Raw genomic sequence first — 14,680 nt, 5'->3', positions numbered from 1 at the left:
ATTGTTGAGAAAAGATCCCTCCCAGTTCGGAAATATGTTGTTTCCAGAACCAGGAGGGATCATGTTATGATAGGCAAAGAAGGTGTGGTCTATTGAGCTGCCGAGAGAATGCCGATGAGTTCAGTATTCTGGGAGCAATGTTTGAACTGGAAGGATTGCATTAACGTGTCGATATCTTGCTCGCTCAGACCCTCGAAAAGCGCTGCAAAATCTTCCAGGATTGGTTCTGCCAGCAGGATATTTCGTACTACGCGATTGATCTGCCAGTGAATGCCAAACGGGAAGGGATCATAGTCGGGAAACTCTTTCGCAAACGTCTCCTCGATTGGCTGCATGATGTGGCGAATCTGTGTATCAACGCCTCCCCACTCATCGACACCTAGCCGTGCCTTTTTTTCAAGTACTGGTTGCAGCAGCCTGCGCCAGGGTGAGTCAGGCGCTGTGTAGACAAGACCCTGCAAGCCGATATCCTTGTAGGTCCAGATGGCCCAGTTTGCATGATGGCGCTGGTAGATCTCTAACTGGTCGCGCAACACTTGATAGCGCATGGCGTCGGCGGTCGGTTCGCCCACATAGACAGGCCCGAACTCTCCTACCCAGATCGGCGTTTCCGTCTGCCGCATGTATTCCGTACGCTTCAAAAAGGTTTCCTCTAACACAGCCTTATCGACATACTCTCCACGTGAAATACCGGGATAGGGGCCGCCATCGATAAAGCCGGGAAGGGCGTAGTCGTGGACAGTATAGATGGTATCGGGCCATGTTTCGGTAAACATATGGAATTCGGTCGAGTAGCGGTTGCCCTCCAGGAAGAGGATATGATCGGGATCGATGGCTCGGATTGCTTGATAGAGTCGCTGATAGAAGGGGATGATCATTTCCGCGTTGACATCGCCCGGCTCGTTGATGGGATTGTAGCCCGCGATCCAGGGATTGTCCTTGTAGCGCCGGGCGATGGCCTCCCAGAGATGAACCACTCGATCCTGAAAATGCTTATGTTGCCAGAAGAAGGCTTTATGGGTTGGATTATCACTATGCCAGTCCTGGTTCTGGTAGCCGGGTAGCGCGTGCAGGTCGATGATGGTATAAATGTGTTGTTCCGCGCATAGCTCAATCACGCGATCCAGATGCTTGAAGCCCTCTTCTTTCAGCACAAATGGCTCCATGTCGGACTCGAAATGGCGATAGTTAATAGGGAGCCGCAGCAGGTTGAAGCCAATGGAGGCCAGGAAGTGGGCGTCATCGGGTCCGAAAAAGTATTCCAGGAAGCGATCAAAGAAGAGTTTGTACTTCTCGTTGCCAAGCACGCGACGAATGGCCTCGCGTTGGGCCTCTTCGTTAGCGGGATAGCCTGTGATAAAGTTTTCCATATTCATCCAACCGCCCAGGCCACATCCGTGCAACGTGACCGTCTGGCCCTGTCCGTCCACAATCTGTGTCCCGCGTGTTTTCAATATGTTATTCGACATAGATAGCCTTTCTATTTACTAAAGCCCGCAATCAAGCCGCCGAGTAACTGGCGTCTGCCAAAGATGTAGAGCAGAATAATGGGTGTTGCTGAAAGAATGACCGCAGCCATAATTGCGGGTACGTTGGTCGTAAACTGACCCTGGAAGTTCCATAGGGCCAGCGGGAGGAGACGAATATTGGGACTTTGCGTCAGCACCAGTGGGAACAGGAAGCCGTTCCAGACCTGGATTGTCTGGTAAATGACCACCGTAATTAAAGCGGGCCGTGATAATGGTAGCACCAGACTGCGCAAAATTTGGAAATGCCCAGCACCATCCAGGATCATCGATTCATGCAGCTCTTTCGGAATATCCCGGATATACGTTACCAGCACGAGCACGGAGAGCGGAATGCCAAAGGCCACATATGGTAGAATCAGCGCAAAGAGCGTGTCGTACAGGTGCAAGTTGGTGATCATTGCGTAGATGGGAATGATGGTTGCCTGAAGGGGAATCGCCAATCCCAGTAGAAACAGGCTGAACACACCCTGCGTAAAGCGATTGCGAATTTTTGAAATTGAATATGCGGCGAATAGAGAAACGGCGACAATCAGCAGGACGCTAATAACCGTCACAAAGAGAGTGTTAACGAAGTAGAGACCAAAATCATTATCCAGTACGTTCTGATAGTTTGTCAGCGAGGGATGTGTAGGTGGTAGCCAGGGGCTTTCCGCGAAAAATCCTGTTTGCGAGCGGAGGCTGGTCATAACCATATAGAGGATTGGATAGAACGCGATCACGAGCCAGATAATGCCGAGCAGTGCTGGAATGATCTCTCCCCATCCTCGCCAGCGAGGTGTATGTTTCACAATATGTTGTCGATCAGTAGCATTTACAGACATACTTGCACGCATCTCTATACCCTCCCTATATTTCGGTGTTGTCATACTCTATAGTCCTTCGAGTTGGCTTGACATTTTGGTGAAGCCGGTAAAACGCAGCAGGAGTAGCGAGAGGATAATGCCGAAGACTGCCAGGAGGACGGCCAGTGTGCTGCCATAACCTACTGATTGATTGGGGAAGGCGGTAATATACATCTGGAGGGGGAGTACGCGCGTAGCATAGCCCGGACCGCCCTGCGTCGTCACCCAGATGAGGTCGAAGTATGTGAGAGATCCGGTCAGGATCAGAGTTGTCGAGGTGATGATGGTATATTTGAGTTGAGGGAGCGTCACCGAGAAAAACTGCTGGACGCGTCCTGCACCATCAAGCTTTGCCGCCTCATAGATTTCCTTTGGAATCTGGCGCGCACCTCCAAGATAGAGCAGTGCGTGAAACGGAATAAATTGCCAGGAGATCAGAGCCAGGATGACGTAGAAAGCTAGATTTGGATCACCCAGCCAGCCTTTTGCCAGGCTAGAAAGGCCAACAGTTTTTAACAAAATGTCGAGCAAGCCAAAGTTTGGATCAAGAATCGACTGCCACGTCAATCCGATGGCAACCGTTGAGAAAAGCAGTGGGATAAAGTAGAAGACGCTCAAGACTGCACGGTAGCGCTGGATACCAGCCATAAAAACGCCGAGAAGCAAGCTGAGAGGCGTCTGTATCACCCAACTGAGAATCATCATCTCAATCGTCAGGAGGAGGGCATGTCCGGTAACGCCATCGGAAAGCAGAGTGATCCAATTTTTCAGGCCGACCCATGTTTCCGGTGAGAGACCATTCCATTCTGTAAAGCTCAGGTAAAGCGCTATGAGCATAGGGACCAGCGCGAAGATGACGTAAAAGACCAGCGCTGGGGTTGTCCAGAGTACCGCCACCCAGTTTGCTCGTTGTGCTGCTTTTGATGCCTGCGATGCCTGTATTGAAGCGCTCATTGCACTCTCCTATCTAATGAATTGCTAGCAATGAGACGTTTCGCCGTTGCGGAAAAGGCAACGGCGAAACGTCCCCAGCATGTGAAAGGGATACTAGGAGGCGGTAATGGTCTTGTTCATGTTGTCTGAGAACTGTTGTGGCGTGATTTGTTTCAGGAACAACTGATCCAGATTGGTGAGCAAAGCCTGAGCCGCTTGAGGCGCTAGCGCCTGATCCCATGACAGTTGGAAGTGAGGTGCCTTCTGTACCATCTGGTAGTTGAAGAGCAGCCACTCGCTGTTTTTCGAGCTGGAGAGCTGCGATTCGATCCCCTGTACCGCTGGAATGCTACCAACCGCAATAAAATCCTTGACCTCCTGGTCGTCCAGTACGGCGTCTTTGAGGAATGTGACGCAGTTCTGAGAGGACTTGGCGGTTTTTGAGATGGAGTAGAAATTGCAGGGGTTGCCAGCAATATTGCCCGGATCGCCTTTGCCACCTTCGACAGTGGGGAAGGGGAACCAGCCCAGCTTGCCGCTTTGAATGAATTCAGGACTGTTTGTCTGAATAACTGGGAAGTTCCAGTTTCCCTGTAACATCATCGCAGCCTTCCCGGTATACAGCAGTGCTGCATCCTGGTTGGTATCAGCGACGACCGACGAGAAAGAACTGCCAAATGCGCCTGCATTCACAAGCTGCTGAATAGCTGTATTGGCCTTAATAAATGCGTCTTGCGACCATGCGTCTTTCTGATTTGTGATAACGTTGTTAAATGCATCTGGACCACCATAGCGATCGACAAGATACTGCTCATACATCAGATACGGCCATTTGCTACTGCCTGCGAGCGCAATAGGAATGACATTATGTTGTTTCAATGTATTGATGACATTCAGCAATTCATTCCAGGTCTTAGGGACCGACAGGTGATATTGATTGAACAGATCTTTATTATAGTAGAACATTGTTGGCTGTACTCCACTGTTTGGTACGCCATAGAGTTTGCCATCGAAGGTTGCAGCGGTCAGAACCGAAGGCAGGAATCTGTTCTTCCAGGTGCTATCGGCGTTGATATCAGGCGTCAGATCATATACATCATTGGCATCGATGTATGATTTGAGGACGCCACCACCCCAGCCAATGAAGATATCAGGTGGATTGTGCGCTCCCATTGCCACCTGGATCTTTTGCTTGTAGGGATCATTCTGGAAGAAGTTGATGGTTGCATGGATATCTGTATGCTTGGAGTTGAATCTGCTGGCGGTGGCTTGCACGACTTTTTGCTGAGCACCAGTACGGATATCCCAGATGGTGACAGCTGAGCCACTGCTATTGCCACCTCCAGTTGAAGTTTGCTGGCTGCCACCAACGCCAAAACAACCAGCAAGTGAGGTGGTTAACGCGGTTGCTCCTGCGATTTCTAGAAAGGCACGGCGCGATACTTTTGCTTGCATAGCATTGTCTCCCTGGCATCTCTGCCTGACCAGATCGAACGGAAAAGTCTGGCACATTTTAACACATCAAAATCAAACAAAAAAAACCGATATAGCTGCTATCCTACGACTGCTTACCTTGCAGTGTTTTGAAGCGCATGTGTGGACTTGTTTTTCTCATCTCCTTTCGCTCGGAATGATATTGTTTAGATGTAGGAGCTTACCCTTTGGCGTTGAGAGGACAGAAAGGGGCGCATGAGTCGCGCTCCACTAAAGTTGTTGTTAACTCAACGCGCATGCTATCGAGTGGTTCTTCTGCGATCAAGCGTAGCAACATAGTAGTCGCGACGCGCCCCATTTCGACAAGTGGCTGGCGAATGGTAGTCAGGGCGGGCGTGACAATTGATGCGATAGGAACATCGTCGAAGCCGATCACACTCATGTCGTTGGGGACGCTGAGTCCGCGCTCTCGTAATGCCCCATAAACACCTACTACCTGGATATCGCAACCTGCGACTATGGCTGTTGGAGGGTTTGGTAGATCGAGTAAGGCGCAGGTTTGTTCGTAGCCAGTTTGTTGCGAAAATTCGCCGCGACGTACTAATTCTGGTTCAACAGGTATGCCCGCGTCTTCTAATGCTGCCCGATAGCCCGCGACACGATCGCGGCTACAGCGAAGATCGGCATGCCCTCTAATAACTGCGATGCGGCGGTGTCCAAGCGAGAGGAGATGCTCTGTTGCCATGCGTCCACCAAGCCAGTTGGTTGCTCCGACGGAGGGAACATCGGGGCCTAGCTCTCCGCGATGATCCACAACGACGAATGGAATTTTGTGCTGGCGTAAGGTGTCAAGATCTTGCGACTGGCCGCGCGCCAGCACAAGGATTGCGCCATCGGTGGTTCCGTTGAGGACTTTATTGAGCCAGCGCTGTTCAAGCTGTGATGAGGAACGTGTAACCGAAAGGGCCAGACGCAGCTCTGTGCGCTCAAGAGCCTCCTCAACTCCACGTATAATTTCGACGGAATACATATTGGCAAGATCCGTCACCCGCATATCAACGATGCCGCTACTTTCTTTCCGTGAGGAAGGCGTTGCGCGGTTACGAGTAAACCCGCATTCTTCGATGACCTGCTCCACCCGTTTTCGTGTCCCAGGCGCTACATCAGGCCGATTGTTCAAGACGCGCGAGACAGTGGGGATAGAAACTCCCGCTTTTGCAGCAATCTCGGCGATAGTGTTACGTTTGGATGAAGGTTGCCTCATGTTCTGAAACTCACCCCCTCTTTTTTCGGAATATTCTATAGTATTCCCGAAAATAAATGCTTTGTCAAGAGAAATTTTCGTTGTTTATTCCCGGAAATATTTCCGGGAATAAACAACGTTGTCTGTATGAAGCTGGGGCGAGAGTAGCCAAAAGTTGCCTTTCACGTTATACTGAATGACGTATTTGCTTTTCTTTGTTAGATCATGAGGGAGCGGAAGCTATGACTGTAGATACACATGATATTGAAAACATTGTGGCGCAGCAAGAGACGTGGCGTCAGACACAGACGATAAACCTGATTGCCAGTGAGAACACACCGAGCGATGCTGTGCGGAAGGTGCAGTGCTCAGACTTTATGGGCCGCTATGCTGAGGGGCATCCTAACGAGCCGGGCAAGGTCAATCGCTATTATCAGGGCACAAAGTATATTGACCAGATCGAGCGCATGGCGCATGATGAGATCTGCGAACTGTTTTTGGCCCAGCAAGCGGATGTACGTCCCATCAGCGGAAATGCGGCGAATACTGCCATCGCGCTGGGATATTTGCGTGGTGGCGATACCGTTGTGTGCAACTCGACCGATGCTGGTGGACATATCAGTCATGGTCCGGTAGGTGTTATTGGCCGGCGCATTCAAAATCGAGGGCAGGTCTTGAAGCTGGGTACGGACAAATCCGTTCACCTCCACTATCTGCCTTTGACCGAGGATCACTATCATGTGGATGCGCAGAAAACGATTGAGTTGATCGATCAGATCTCGCCTCAGCTTGTGATTATGGGCAAGAGCCTCTTTCTCTTCCCGGAGCCTGTGACGGAGGTTGCGGCCTTCTGTAAAAGCAAAGGTATTCCCCTGTTGTATGATGGCGCGCATGTGCTGGGGCTGATCGCAGGTGGACAGTTTCAAGATCCATTGCATGAAGGGGCTACCTGGCTGACCGGGAGTACTCACAAAACGTTTCCTGGCCCTCAGCGTGGGGTGATTCTGGGCAATCTGGATGCTGAAGGCGAGAAAAAATACTGGCCTGCCGCTGATCGAGGCGTTTTCCCAGGCTCGTCCAGCAATCATCATCTGCATACTCTACCTGCTCTGCTGGTGGCTATTCGCGAAATGAAGCAATATGGACGTGACTATGCCGCTCAAATCGTGCGCAATGCTCAGGCGCTTGGTCATGCCCTTGATGAGCTGGGTACACAGGTCGAGGCGCGCGAATTTGGCTATACACGTAGCCATATGATCGCGGTGAATGTCGCAGGATGGGGCGGTGGCGTTGAGGTCGCCAAGCGCCTTGAGGAGAGCGATATTATCCTCAACTACAATATGTTGCCTGGCGATAGCGATCCACGCAATCCATCCGGTCTGCGCATCGGCGTTTCTGAGATGACGCGCTTTGGCATGGATGAGCAGGCGATGGGCGAGCTAGCTCAACTATTGCACGAAGCAGTGCGCGGCAAGAGCGTAAAAGAGCAGGTCAATGCTCTGCGTGGCCGTTTTACCGAAATGAAGTATGTGTAGTTGTTGAGCAGAGAGGAAGACAGATAGATGTCTTCCTCCCTCTAACGTGTGGCTTTCGAGGCGATTGATTTCGCCATGAGTATATCTGGCTTTCCAGGCCCGTTGGCATCTGGTATCACCCCTATGATAACGTAGCCAAGTTTCTGATAGAATTCATAGGGATGACGCCTGATATTCTTTATGCTGGTAATATGCTCCCAAATGTTGGGATAGAGATCGACTCCTGAGAGCGTTGTTCGATAGTCCTCATCATCTGTCCCCAGCGTAATTGTCAGAGCACCTCGTTCTTTCACTCGCTCCTCAAAATCCAGGACCAGTTTGCGCCCGATGCCTTGCCCTTGGTGAGCAATACTCACTACCAGGGGATGCAGTTCCCAGACATTACCATCGTAGGCGCTGTATCCAGCTATCCATCCCAACGCCTGCTGTTGCTCATTAATGGCAATACGGCTGATATTGTTGGGGCCAAATGACTCATGCACTTCTGCTAGAGCTGTTTCCATATCTTTCCAGGCACCCGGCGAGTGTATGAAGCCGTCTATGAGCAATTGTGCCACTTGTTGGATAGCGGCTTCGTTATCTGGAAATAGATCGGTGATGGTTAATGCGTGCTGCTTGCTTTCCATTGTTCTAGTGTGTTTGTAATCAAACCTTTCACTTCCTCAGTCATTGCTGGCTCTGGCGTTTCCGCGTTGAGAAATTCGCAAAGGTTGAGGAGATCGAGGAGCTTGATGATCTTTTTCCAGTTGGTGGGAAGAACGCCCCCATGATCGAGAAAGCCACGAACGAACTCGGCCTCGAAAGCCGGTGGATAGAGATTTTCATAGCGCAACATATTGCCGATATCGAACAGCGGTGTACCAGCAAATGCGAATTCCCAATCCAGCACAGCGGCCACCTTCCAGCATTGAGCGCGTTGATGCATCAGAATGTTGATCCCCTTAAAGTCCGCATGAACCAGCATAGGAGTAGAGTTCAGTTCGGTGAGATATTCGGCATTGTCGCTGACAAACTGCTCCAGTTGTCCGGTCTCCTCCTCGCCAAGCCGTTGACGCACACGGCCATGTTGTAAATATTGCTTGATGCCGCTGAGATAGGACGCAGGACCATCGCCGAGCGATTCGGCAATGGTCAATCCTGGTCCAAAGAAGCCTGTTTGAGAGAAAGTGTACGTTCCGATACGAGCCAGCACTGCTCCGAGGTCGTAGGCACATGCGACGATATCTTCAGTGTTGCCCGTTTCCATCACCTCGCTCAACAGTGGACCCTCCACCCATTTCATGATCGCGTACGGCTTATCGTAATGGGTGCTGTGGAGATCGGCGTAAAGCAGTTCTGGAATGGGCACGTTTTCATGGATCAGGTTGAAGATATCCCAATCCTTTTGCAGTGCTTCGTTGTTACGGACATAGATGCGCAGGACAAAGGCGTCATTGAAATCAGAGACGCGAATTTTGTAATTTGTATTACAATGTCCCTCAGTCAGCAACTCCGCAGAAACGACCTTTCTTCCTGGAAAGGCCGGTTGTAGCAGAGAGGTGAGTACTTTCTCTTCTATCGCTACAAAATCGTGCCGTCTACCCCAATATTTCTCCATGTATCCTTCCTTTGGATAGTTTTGTCATTTTACCCCCACATGGCAGCAGCTATTGTTTATGCTCCTCCAGCAAATCAACAAGCCATTGCTCATCATGTACTGGTACTCCTGACTTTTGCGCCTTTGCCAGCTTGGAACCGGCATCCTCTCCTACGATGAGGTGGCTGAGCGATTTACTCACGCCCGACGCAATCGTGCCTCCCAGGTTGACGATAGCCTCTTCTGCTGCTGAACGGGTCATATTGTTGAGGCGGCCCGTGAGCAAGAAGGTCTGGCCGGAGAGAGGGCCATCTTTCTTTTGCTTCTGCTCCTCCTCCATCGTCACTCCCGCCTCACGCAATTGCTCGATCAGCGCACGGTTTGCTGGCTCCTGCAACCAGAGGTAGGTGCTATGGCCGATCTTAGGACCGATGCCAGGTATTTTGATAATCTCTTCCTCGCTGGCCTCCAACAGGCGATCCATTGTGAGAAAATGCCCGGCCAGGATTTGCGCCGTTTTTTCGCCAACATAACGGATATTGAGGCCAAAGAGGAGTCGCGATAGGGAACGATGTTTGCTGGCTTCAATGGCTTTGAGCATATTGTCGGCGCTTTTTTCTTTCACGCCCTCCATCGCCAGCAATTGATCGCGCGTCAAACGATAGAAATCGGCGACATTCTGAATATATCCAGCCTCTAGCAGTTGTTCGCAGGTTTTTTCGCCAATCGTATCGATGTCCATTGCACCCTTTGAGACAAAATGCGTGATACTTTCAAAGTTGCGAGCAGGACACTGTGTATTGGGGCAGTAAGCCATTGCCTGATCGGGAATGCGAATGATCGATGTGCCACAGCGCGGGCAATTTTCCGGCAGATGATAGACCTCTTCTTTCCCAGTGCGCCGCTCCTCAATGGGTTTGACAACCTGAGGGATCACCTCGCCTGCTCGCTGGACCAGCACCCAATCGCCGATGCGTAGATCTTTGCGCTGGATGTCTTCTTCGTTGTGCAGGGCAGAGCGCGAAACGGTGACGCCGCGAATGTTGATCGGTTCGAGCAAGGCCCAGGGGTTGACAGAACCGGTACGACCAATATTGACGCGAATATCGAGCAATTGTGTTGCAACCTGGATGGGAGGATATTTGAACGCGATGGCCCAGCGAGGATCCCGCGCGACAACTCCTAGTTCCTCTTGCTGCGCCAGATCGTTGATTTTGATGACGACACCATCAATTTCATAGGGCAGGTTGAAGCGCTCGTGCTCCCATTTTTTGCAGAAATCCATCACTTCGTCGAGGCTGTGTGCCAGCTGAATATGAGGGTTGACGGGGAAGCCCCAGCCGCGAATCAGTTCCAGCGCTTCCCACTGTGTATTGATGCGCATCCCCTGGATATAGCCAAGCTGATAGCCAAAGAAATCAAGATTGCGCGAAGAGGTGATGCGGGAATCTTTTTGCCGCAGCGAGCCAGCGGCAGCATTACGCGGATTGGCAAAGAGGCGATTGTCAGTCATTTCCTCGTTAAGCTTTTCAAAGCTTTTGGTTGACATATAGATTTCGCCGCGCACCTCAACTTTATCAGGAATAAGATCGCCACGCAGTCTTTGAGGAATCGTGCGGATCGTGCGCACGTTTTGCGTCCAATCCTCGCCGATCATACCATCCCCGCGCGAGGCTCCGATGGTCAAACGCCCCTTTTCATAGGTCAGTGCCATTGCCAGGCCGTCGATCTTCAGTTCGCAGACGTAGCTAAATTGCGCATTGGGTAAAATATTCTGTGCGCGCCTGTGCCAGTCGAGCAACTCTTTCTCGTTGCGGGCGTTTGCCAGGCTCAGCATTGGTTGCGGGTGACGACGTTGTGGTACATCCTGGATGGGAGCTGCGCCAACGCGCTGAGTGGGAGAGTCGGGCGTTTGTAGCTCCGGGTGTTCTCGCTCGATGCGCAAAAGCTCTATCATCAGTTGATCGTACTCAGCGTCGGTCAGTATTGGATTATCCTGGACGTGGTAATGGTAATTGGCCTCTTCAATCTGGTGACGTAGCGTTGCCACGTGAGCAGCGAGCTGTTCCTCTTCGCTTTTGCCTGCTTGCTCTAATAATGAAGTTTCTTCTTCTTTCGTATAGTTCTGCTCAGGTGTCGTATCGTTATTTGTAGACATAAAACGCTTCTCCTCCCCGGCTTCTTTCTTTTTTTGCAGATACTATAGAGTTCTTTTTAGAAGGCTTGATAGTGGAATACTTCTGCTGTTCCTGTAAATAAACCGTTGATATGACTGCGCCATTGCGCAAAGAGGGGACCGCCGCGAAAATCGACGGTATGTGCTTCCAGAGAGGTCCAGACATTTGTGACCATATAGCGTTCCGGGTGCTCGATGCAGCGGGTGACATTTGCTGAAATACATTCCGGGTGCTGACGTATTACGTCCAGCCCCTTGAGAATAGCCTGACCTAGCTCTTCTTCCTTCCCGGCTAGCGCAGTGAAGATAGCGATTTCTGTTACCATTTTTGCCTCCATTTCTAGCCACTATCCTATCATGGAATGCCCTTTTTAGCAATTACAGAAGGAATTGGCAAAGCTGGAGATCAGCGTGACCCCACCATCAGGGAAGATCACGCTGAATGATGCGAAACGATATGCCAACCTGGGTGTTGACCGGTTGATTCTCTTGCTGCGCAGACGGTTTGGTGAAGCCGATCTAAAAGAGTTTGTCTCGCAGCCAGGCGAGACAGTGCTTCGCCATTTCTAACAGATGGTCGGCAGCAACTTCCTAAGAAGGAAGCGTGCCAAGTTGTTGAGACGCGCCGAGGAAATCCGCTTCGGCCCAATGCTCCACGATTTTGCCCTGTGCGAGGCGGTAGATACTGATACCTGTTACTGAAAAGCTTCTTCCGTTAGCGGGGGTTCCCTGGTACGGAGCGCCAGTGAAGGTGGCAGTGCAGGACCAGCGTTCTACAACCTTATCGTTTTCAGCAACCAGTTCGCCTTCAGTTGTGGTCATGTAGTCCGGGAACGATGCCAGGACCGTCTGGTGAGCCAGCTTAGCACCTTCTAAACCAGAAGGCAGACCAGGCAAAAGGTTATGGGGAATGAGATCTTCCGCAATGATGTCGTCTAACTCATCCAGATTATTCGTAGTATGGGCCTGTCGATAACGACGAACGATTTCCTTGTTGTTTTCTGTTGACATTATGAATGCTCCTTTTTCTCTATAGAGTTGAATGTTTCTGAGACCCTACCTCTCAGGGTAGAGTGATAACAACTTTGCCAAATGGTTGAGATTGTTGGTAATACTGGTAGGCAGCTTTTGCCTCCTCGAAGGGAAACACGCGGTCAATGACGGGTCTGAGCTTGCTTGTGGCGATTGCCTGGCTCACGGCGCGAAATTGGCTGCAACTGCCTGCGGCAATGGTTCGTAGTCTGGCGACGTTGATAATGGCTGCATTATAAAGTGCGGGGATGTTATTGTTATTTGCTGGAGTATCTCTGGCAACAGCACCGATCAGGGCGATCTCTCCCTCGAAGCGGATGGACTTGATCGACTGCACAATCGTATTGGGACCACCAACCTCGACCACATAATCGACGCCTCGCCCGTCGGTTAATGCGCGCACTGCCAGATGCCAATCGGGAGTCGTGCGATAATTGATCACCTCATCTGCTCCCAACGCTTTGAGTCGCTCTGCTTTCTCTGCGCTTGATGTCGTGACAATGACACGCGCCCCCAGCACTTTAGCGAGTTGAAGGGCGAAGAGCGAAACTCCTCCCGATCCCAGCGTGAGCAATGTGTCTCCTGCCAGGACTGGTTGGCCTCCTGTGAGCGCATTCCAGGCAGTGACGGCAGCACAGGGGAGAGTGGCCGCCTCCTCGAAGGAGAGATGATCCGGGATGTGGACTATTCCTTCTTCTGGCAAAAGAGCATATTCTGTCAACATCCCATCGAGCGAGCCACCAAGCTGGTCTGACGTGTGCTGCTCGAATGGACCATTATTCCAGTGTGGAAAGATCGCTCCTGCCACCCGATCTCCTACTTGGGCGCGGGTGACTCCCTCGCCTATTGCCGCCACCTCACCAGCCCCATCGGAGACGGGAACAACGTCTGGTCGGATAGGCAAAGGATAGTAGCCCAGGGCCAGGATCATCAGCTCCCGAAAATTGAGCGAGCAGGCCCGTACGCGCACCAGCACCTCGCCTGGCCCTGGTATCGGTACATCGTGTTCTTTTATGAGCAATCCATCAAGACCTGCTCCCATGTTGACGTGATAACTTTTCAAGGCGAACCCCTCTCTTCTTCAGGCTATTTGGTTGGTTCAGCAGGATCGGGCGTGCCCAGATGATTTTAGCGTCTATCGTGGGAGTGCTGGATCACTGCTGCAACGTTCTTGATTGTACCCTGATAAGCTGAGAGAATCGCTCCTAATTAAAATTACCTTTGAAGAATCTGATCAATTGCTATGGACGCAGCACGATTTTACCAACTATAGATCGTGACTCAAGCTGGCGATGTGCTTCGGCTATCTCTTCCAGCGTGAAGGTATGAGTGATGCGAGGACGAACCTTGCCCTGCTCAACATACGAGTACAGTTTTTGCCTTCCCTGTACAACGAGGTCGCTATGCTGCTGCATCAATGTAAGGACAGAAAAACCTTCGAGGCGTTTCATGCCCAGCATAAGATCCATAAGACTTTCCGGGGGAGCGCGGGAAGATTTCCGCTTACTGCACCATAAGAAATGAGGCGACCGGAGGGGGCAAGCAATGGAATGTTTTCGATCAAGGTCTGACCACCAGCTACGTCGAGAATGATATCGACGCCCTTTCCTTCTGTTGCCTGTTTAACCTGCTTTGTCCAATCGGCGTCTGTATAATTGATCAGCGTGTCGGCTCCCAGCGTTTGGGCAAATGCGAGTTTGGCAGCGGAACTGGCGGTAGCGATGATCTGTCCTGCCCCCATCGCCCGCGCGAGCTGAACGGCGACATGGGGTACACCACCGGCGGCTGCATGGATCAGAACACGTTCGCCGGGGCGCATCTGTGCAGATGTTGCCAGTAGATGGTACGCTGTTTCGCCCGAAACCGGGAGCGTCACCAGTTCTTCGGGCGAGATGCCGGCATCTGGCAACGGAAGTACTCGAAGTGCAAGAGGGAGCAGCGCGTACTCGGCGTATGCTCCCGAAGGGGCGAATCCTAAGATACGCTCTCCTTTGTGAACATCGCTTACATCGGGTCCAATTTGCACGATCGTACCATAGACATAGCCACCTGGAGTGACTGGGAACGAGGGCGTACCCCATAGGGTTGAACGCCGTACCTGCGTGTCAATCGCGCCGATGTCAATCGCCTCCACTTTGAGTAGTACCTGTCCCGCCTCTGGCTGAGGAATGGCCGCATCTTCGATCCGCAACACTTCCGGTCCACCAAGCTCGTAATATCGAACAATTTTCATGTGTTGTGCCTTCTTTCATTATGTTCAATGTAAAAAGATCATGTCTCTTTCAGGGGAGAGTATGAGGCATTAGCTCGGCCGTAACCAGGAGTGTGTTGTATCATATGTCTGGAAAGTCATAGCTTCAGAAATCAGGCTGAAAACATT

Annotated in this window: 15 protein-coding genes; 2 read left to right on the top strand and 13 right to left on the bottom strand. The window is 51.3% G+C overall.

All coding sequences use genetic code 11. The annotated features are described in order from the left end of the window. Window positions 1–89 precede the first annotated feature (89 nt). The 5 genes from K3T83_RS08370 to K3T83_RS08350 form a co-directional block, all read right to left on the bottom strand. Window positions 90–1,469: a glycoside hydrolase family 5 protein gene (locus K3T83_RS08370; RefSeq protein WP_220202517.1), complete on the bottom strand. Its 1,380-nt coding sequence runs from the start codon at window positions 1,467–1,469 to the stop codon at window positions 90–92. An 11-nt stretch (window positions 1,470–1,480) separates the two neighbouring features. Then, entirely contained in the window at window positions 1,481–2,395 is a 915-nt protein-coding gene (locus tag K3T83_RS08365; RefSeq protein ID WP_220202516.1) for a carbohydrate ABC transporter permease, read from the bottom strand. A gap of 3 nt (window positions 2,396–2,398) precedes the next feature. Continuing rightward, window positions 2,399–3,325 (bottom strand): carbohydrate ABC transporter permease, encoded by a 927-nt coding sequence (locus tag K3T83_RS08360; RefSeq protein ID WP_220202515.1) that lies wholly within the window; start codon window positions 3,323–3,325, stop codon window positions 2,399–2,401. 93 nt (window positions 3,326–3,418) lie between these two features. After that, on the bottom strand, window positions 3,419–4,759 hold the full coding sequence (locus tag K3T83_RS08355) for a substrate-binding domain-containing protein (protein ID WP_220202514.1): 1,341 nt from the start codon (window positions 4,757–4,759) through the stop codon (window positions 3,419–3,421). A gap of 199 nt (window positions 4,760–4,958) precedes the next feature. Continuing rightward, the gene (locus tag K3T83_RS08350; RefSeq protein ID WP_220202513.1) at window positions 4,959–6,002 is read right to left on the bottom strand and encodes a LacI family DNA-binding transcriptional regulator; all 1,044 of its coding nucleotides are present in this window, start codon (window positions 6,000–6,002) and stop codon (window positions 4,959–4,961) included. A 221-nt stretch (window positions 6,003–6,223) separates the two neighbouring features. Between K3T83_RS08350 and glyA the strand changes: the two genes are divergently transcribed. Further along, a complete protein-coding gene (gene glyA / locus K3T83_RS08345; RefSeq protein ID WP_220202512.1) occupies window positions 6,224–7,516 on the top strand; it encodes a serine hydroxymethyltransferase in 1,293 nt (430 codons plus the stop codon). A gap of 41 nt (window positions 7,517–7,557) precedes the next feature. On the opposite strand, the gene K3T83_RS08340 is transcribed toward glyA, so the two are convergent. The 4 genes from K3T83_RS08340 to K3T83_RS08325 are packed head-to-tail and all read right to left on the bottom strand — an operon-like array spanning window position 7,558 to window position 11,594. Continuing rightward, on the bottom strand, window positions 7,558–8,142 hold the full coding sequence (locus K3T83_RS08340) for a GNAT family N-acetyltransferase (protein WP_220202511.1): 585 nt from the start codon (window positions 8,140–8,142) through the stop codon (window positions 7,558–7,560). Beyond that, window positions 8,118–9,113, bottom strand: coding sequence for a phosphotransferase family protein (locus tag K3T83_RS08335; RefSeq protein WP_220202510.1), 996 nt, complete (start codon window positions 9,111–9,113; stop codon window positions 8,118–8,120). Before K3T83_RS08335 ends, K3T83_RS08340 begins: the two co-directional genes overlap by 25 nt. A gap of 49 nt (window positions 9,114–9,162) precedes the next feature. Further along, window positions 9,163–11,250 carry an NAD-dependent DNA ligase LigA gene (ligA, locus tag K3T83_RS08330; protein WP_220202509.1) on the bottom strand — a complete coding sequence of 696 codons (2,088 nt, stop codon included), beginning with the start codon at window positions 11,248–11,250 and terminating at the stop codon, window positions 9,163–9,165. Window positions 11,251–11,306: 56 nt separating this feature from the next. Beyond that, window positions 11,307–11,594 carry a putative quinol monooxygenase gene (locus tag K3T83_RS08325; RefSeq protein WP_220202508.1) on the bottom strand — a complete coding sequence of 96 codons (288 nt, stop codon included), beginning with the start codon at window positions 11,592–11,594 and terminating at the stop codon, window positions 11,307–11,309. An 85-nt stretch (window positions 11,595–11,679) separates the two neighbouring features. On the opposite strand from K3T83_RS08325, the gene K3T83_RS08320 reads away from it, so the two are divergent. Continuing rightward, complete coding sequence (locus K3T83_RS08320) at window positions 11,680–11,838, top strand: hypothetical protein (protein WP_220202507.1); 159 nt, start codon at window positions 11,680–11,682, stop codon at window positions 11,836–11,838. Between the two features lie 21 nt (window positions 11,839–11,859). Here K3T83_RS08320 and K3T83_RS08315 read toward each other — a convergent pair whose 3' ends face one another. The 4 genes from K3T83_RS08315 to K3T83_RS08300 form a co-directional block, all read right to left on the bottom strand. Further along, window positions 11,860–12,279: an ester cyclase gene (locus K3T83_RS08315; RefSeq protein ID WP_220202506.1), complete on the bottom strand. Its 420-nt coding sequence runs from the start codon at window positions 12,277–12,279 to the stop codon at window positions 11,860–11,862. Between the two features lie 52 nt (window positions 12,280–12,331). Beyond that, window positions 12,332–13,363, bottom strand: a complete 1,032-nt coding sequence (locus K3T83_RS08310) for a zinc-dependent alcohol dehydrogenase family protein (protein WP_220202505.1) — start codon at window positions 13,361–13,363, stop codon at window positions 12,332–12,334. A 178-nt stretch (window positions 13,364–13,541) separates the two neighbouring features. Then, on the bottom strand, window positions 13,542–13,751 hold the full coding sequence (locus K3T83_RS57160) for a zinc-binding dehydrogenase (RefSeq protein ID WP_220202504.1): 210 nt from the start codon (window positions 13,749–13,751) through the stop codon (window positions 13,542–13,544). Beyond that, window positions 13,748–14,533 (bottom strand): quinone oxidoreductase family protein, encoded by a 786-nt coding sequence (locus K3T83_RS08300; RefSeq protein ID WP_220202503.1) that lies wholly within the window; start codon window positions 14,531–14,533, stop codon window positions 13,748–13,750. Before K3T83_RS08300 ends, K3T83_RS57160 begins: the two co-directional genes overlap by 4 nt. Window positions 14,534–14,680 lie beyond the last annotated feature (147 nt).

The organism is Reticulibacter mediterranei (genome assembly GCF_016587455.1).
This window is presented reverse-complemented; position numbering and strand designations above follow the sequence as displayed.

Excerpts from the sequence above, each read along its gene's own strand:
- K3T83_RS08335 (WP_220202510.1), bottom strand. The coding sequence starts at position 9,113 with ATGGAGAAATATTGGGGTAGACGGCACGATTTTGTAGCGATAGAAGAG.
- K3T83_RS08370 (WP_220202517.1), bottom strand. The coding sequence starts at position 1,469 with ATGTCGAATAACATATTGAAAACACGCGGGACACAGATTGTGGACGGA.
- ligA (WP_220202509.1), bottom strand. The coding sequence starts at position 11,250 with ATGTCTACAAATAACGATACGACACCTGAGCAGAACTATACGAAAGAA.
- K3T83_RS08360 (WP_220202515.1), bottom strand. The coding sequence starts at position 3,325 with ATGAGCGCTTCAATACAGGCATCGCAGGCATCAAAAGCAGCACAACGA.
- K3T83_RS08325 (WP_220202508.1), bottom strand. The coding sequence starts at position 11,594 with ATGGTAACAGAAATCGCTATCTTCACTGCGCTAGCCGGGAAGGAAGAA.
- K3T83_RS08315 (WP_220202506.1), bottom strand. The coding sequence starts at position 12,279 with ATGTCAACAGAAAACAACAAGGAAATCGTTCGTCGTTATCGACAGGCC.
- glyA (WP_220202512.1), top strand. The coding sequence starts at position 6,224 with ATGACTGTAGATACACATGATATTGAAAACATTGTGGCGCAGCAAGAG.
- K3T83_RS08340 (WP_220202511.1), bottom strand. The coding sequence starts at position 8,142 with ATGGAAAGCAAGCAGCACGCATTAACCATCACCGATCTATTTCCAGAT.
- K3T83_RS08300 (WP_220202503.1), bottom strand. The coding sequence starts at position 14,533 with ATGAAAATTGTTCGATATTACGAGCTTGGTGGACCGGAAGTGTTGCGG.
- K3T83_RS57160 (WP_220202504.1), bottom strand. The coding sequence starts at position 13,751 with ATGAAACGCCTCGAAGGTTTTTCTGTCCTTACATTGATGCAGCAGCAT.
- K3T83_RS08365 (WP_220202516.1), bottom strand. The coding sequence starts at position 2,395 with ATGACAACACCGAAATATAGGGAGGGTATAGAGATGCGTGCAAGTATG.
- K3T83_RS08355 (WP_220202514.1), bottom strand. The coding sequence starts at position 4,759 with ATGCAAGCAAAAGTATCGCGCCGTGCCTTTCTAGAAATCGCAGGAGCA.
- K3T83_RS08350 (WP_220202513.1), bottom strand. The coding sequence starts at position 6,002 with ATGAGGCAACCTTCATCCAAACGTAACACTATCGCCGAGATTGCTGCA.